At 66.9% G+C, this 3687-nt stretch carries 2 protein-coding genes; both read left to right on the top strand.

The genetic code is table 11. From position 1 onward, the window contains the following. The first annotated feature begins 6 nt into the window (after positions 1 to 6). Positions 7 to 966: a TAXI family TRAP transporter solute-binding subunit gene (locus tag EXE46_RS16045; RefSeq protein ID WP_241981597.1), complete on the top strand. Its 960-nt coding sequence runs from the start codon at positions 7 to 9 to the stop codon at positions 964 to 966. Positions 967 to 1041: 75 nt separating this feature from the next. Then, on the top strand, positions 1042 to 3312 hold the full coding sequence (locus EXE46_RS16040) for a TRAP transporter fused permease subunit (protein WP_137689339.1): 2271 nt from the start codon (positions 1042 to 1044) through the stop codon (positions 3310 to 3312). The last annotated feature ends 375 nt before the right edge of the window (positions 3313 to 3687 follow it).

Raw genomic sequence — 3687 nt, 5'->3', positions numbered from 1 at the left:
GTCGCTGTGCTGGGAGGCGGCGGCGACGTGACGGTCACCATCGGCGGGACGTCCACCGGCAGTTCGACGCAGGCCGCGGGACAGGCGCTCGCCCGCGCCGCCTCCCAGCACAGCGACTTCCTCAACATCTCCGTTCAGGAGACGCAGGGCTGGACGGCGAACCTCTACGCGTACGACAGCGGCCAGATCCCGGCGATGGGAGTCGACAACAACTCGCTGTCGAAGGCGCTCAACGAGGAGGGGCCGTTCGCCGAGGACCCCGTCGAGACGCTGCCGAACCAGGGGTTCCTGTTCACGTCGCTGCAGATCCACTGGGTCGGCTTAGAGAGCAGCGACGTCCAGTCCGTCGCCGACCTCCGCGAGGGCGGCTACACGATCTACCCGATCCAGCCCGGGTTCGGGACGCGCCTGCTCACCGAGGAGATCCTCATGGAGGCCGGCATCTGGGAGCAGAACGAGATCCTCAACGTCGACACCGGGGACATCCCGGGCGCCGTCGAGGAGGGCCGCGTCGACGCGCTGTGTCTGTACGGCGCCAACGGCGTCAACCTCTCCGGCTGGTGTCAGGAGGTCGACGTGCGCAGCGGCGGCGGCCTGAACCTGCTGGAGGTCGACGACGAGTTCCGCCAGGTCATCGAGGACCACCCCGGCGCGATCTTACAGGAGGTCGAGCCGTACGGGTACGAGCAGGACGTCACCGCGTACACCGACACGCTCACCGCCTGGGCGCTCTCCGGCCAGTGGGCGTTCAGCCCCGACATCCCGGCCCGCGCGACCGAGGAGATCTGCCGGCTGGCGATCGAGCACGAGGACACGCTCCGCGAGTCCGACCCGACGACGCTGGAGTACTCGCCCGAGGCGATGACCCAGACCGTGATCCCCGACATCGACATCCACGCCGGCGTGGCGAACTTCTTCGAGGAGAACGACGTCTGGAACGACTCCTGGAGTCGCGGCGACGAGTAGCCACCTGACCGACGAGTCGCACCGCGCGGAAACCGCCACTTTCACCCGTAACACACGCCCCCACCCTTCCGACGGATGGCCACCAACTCAGACACTCCGACCGATCCGACCGATCCGCCAGACGACCCCGACGTACCCGACGAGGGCCTGCTCGGCGACCAGGAGTCGCTCGATCTCGCCGAGGGCGACCGCGGCCGCAAACAGCTCTGGTTGTACCTCCTGTCGCTGCCGTTCTGGACGCTCGTCGTCTTCGGCCCCACCGTCGTCGCGCCGGCGCTCCTCGGCGTCGACGAACTCGCCGGGTCGGCGACGATCCTCGGCGTCGCCGGGCTGATCGGCGTCGCCGGGGTCGCGCTCGCGGTCCTCCGGCTCGGGTCCGGCATCGAAGAACGGCTTCGCATGGCGCTCGTCTCCTACTCGATCCCGTTCTGGATGATCGTCATGTGGTACTCGTACACCCAGCAGATGCCCCGCGGCCAGTACGCCGTGGCGTTCCTCGGCGGCATCCTCGGGCTGTACGTCCTCTCGGAGCTCGACGATCCGCTGATCGAGCGTAACTGGGGCGAGGTCGCGCTCCTCGTCGTCTCTGGGCTGATAACCTTAGGGACCAGCGGCTACCTCTTCCTGAACTACCAGCAGGTCGCGATCGACACGGTCGGGCGCGCGACCGAGCCGCAGATCGCGATGGCGTTCGCGTTCACCCTCGCGATGATCTACCTGACGTGGCGCTCGTTCGGGATCACGTTCCTCGCGGTCGTGCTCATCGGGATCGGCTACGGGCTGGCGGGACCGTACATGCCCGGCGCGCTGAGCCACGGGGGGCTCGGGCCGTCGCGGATCCTCCGGATCCTCGTGGTGAGCGTCGACGGGTTCTACGGGTTCCTCACCCGGCTCGTCGCGGCGTGGATCGCGCTGTTCCTCCTGTACGCCGGCCTGCTGAAGGCGTACGGCGCGTTCGACCTCATCCTCCGACTGGCGGTCCGGTCGGCGAAGTACGTCGACTCGGGGATCGCCCAGACGGCCGTCATCGCGAGCGCGGTCATCGGCTCCGTCAACGGGAGCCAGACCGCTAACGCCGGGATGACCGGCTCGTTCACCATCCCGCTGATGAAGAAGAACGGGATCAGACCGGAGACCGCCGGCGGGATCGAGGCGGTCGCGTCCACGTCCGGACAGGTCCTCCCGCCCGTGATGGGCGCGGGGGCGTTCATCATGGCGTCGCTGATCACGGGCGTCACCTACGTCGACGTCATCATCGCCGGGCTGATCCCGGCGTCGGTGCTGGTGGTCTCGATCGCGATGGCCGTCCACTACGTGGCGGCGCCGCAGATCGACGACCCCGAGATGAGCGGGCTGATCGGCGAGCAGATGGACCGGCGGACGATGGTGCTCGAGTCGGTGAAGTACGGCGTGCCGCTGTTGATCCTGATCTACGTGCTGGGCGTGCTCCAGTACACGGTGATGACGGCCGCGCTGTACACCGCGCTGTCGATGATCGTCTTCGGCATCGGGATCCCGCAGATCCAGGCGCTGCTGGACGGCGACAGCAACCGCGAGGCGCTGGTCGACACGCTCGAACAGACGGTCGACGGCTTCCGTGAGGGGGTGATCGTCGTCGCGCCCGTGACGATCATCCTCGCGGCGATCAACGGCGTCGTCGACATCCTCATGGCGACGGGCGTCCCGACGGCCATCTCGCTCACGCTGCTTGACCTGTCGGGCGGCATCGCGATCATCGCCTTCGTGCTGGCGATGATCATCTGTATCATCCTCGGGCTCGGGATGCCGACGACGGCCGCCTACACGGTCGTGGCGCTGCTCGTCGCGCCGACGCTTATCAGCCAGTTCGGGCTGCCCGAGTTCGCGGGCCACTTCTTCGTGTTCTACGCCGCCATCTTGGCCGGGCTGACGCCGCCGATCGCGACCTGCGTCGCGGTCACCTGCGGCATCTCCGGCGGCGGGTTCTGGGGGAGCTGTAAGGAGGCGCTGCGCATCTCCGCGCCGCTTTTCGTCCTCCCGTTCGCGTTCACCTACCACCCGGAGCTCGTCTCCGGCACCTTCGGCTACGCGTCGCTGTCGGCCGGCGTCCTCGCGCTGCTCGGTTCGATAGCGATCATCCACGGGATCAACTACCGGTTCGCGTTCGGCCGCGGGCAGACCTACGGGCTCCGGGCCGCCTTCTTCGTCGCCGGCGTGGTGGCGATGGTCCACCCGATGCAGATCGTTCAGGTGGGCGCGCTGGCGGCCGTCCTCGCGCTGTACGGGCTTCAGACCGTCATCGGCCGCCCGAACCCGCTCCGCGCGCTGCGCGGCGCGGCCGGGACGCTGTCCGGTCGGAAGCGGTAGGAGATACCGGTCTGTCGGGGGGTTCTTTTTAAATCGGTTGACGCGGTGACCTCGATTCGCGTCTCTCCGGACGCGTTCTGCTACGTCGAACGGCCGTGCTGTGGATATCTCCGGCGAGGCCCAGTCGATCATTTATAAAAAAACTGGTCGTGGATCGGCGGTGAAGACCGCCAAAGCCCCAGCCGCTCGTGTATAAACGGCCGTCGACGGGTCGACGACGAACCACTCCAAAGCCCCAGCCGGCGGCTTTAGTGATAGTCATAACTTTTGAATAGATAAGAAGCGATCAATCCATGACTTTGCGAAGCTTATCCGATCGGCGTAGTCGTGAAAGATCGAACAGACCAGTTCTCGATACGTTTCAAGATCTGACGC

The sequence above is a fragment of the Halorubrum sp. GN11_10-6_MGM genome (assembly GCF_005435165.1).
In the GTDB taxonomy this organism is placed as follows: domain Archaea; phylum Halobacteriota; class Halobacteria; order Halobacteriales; family Haloferacaceae; genus Halorubrum.
This window is presented reverse-complemented; position numbering and strand designations above follow the sequence as displayed.

Coding starts and splice junctions, on each gene's coding strand:
- EXE46_RS16040 (WP_137689339.1), top strand. CDS start 1,042: ATGGCCACCAACTCAGACACTCCGACCGATCCGACCGATCCGCCAGAC.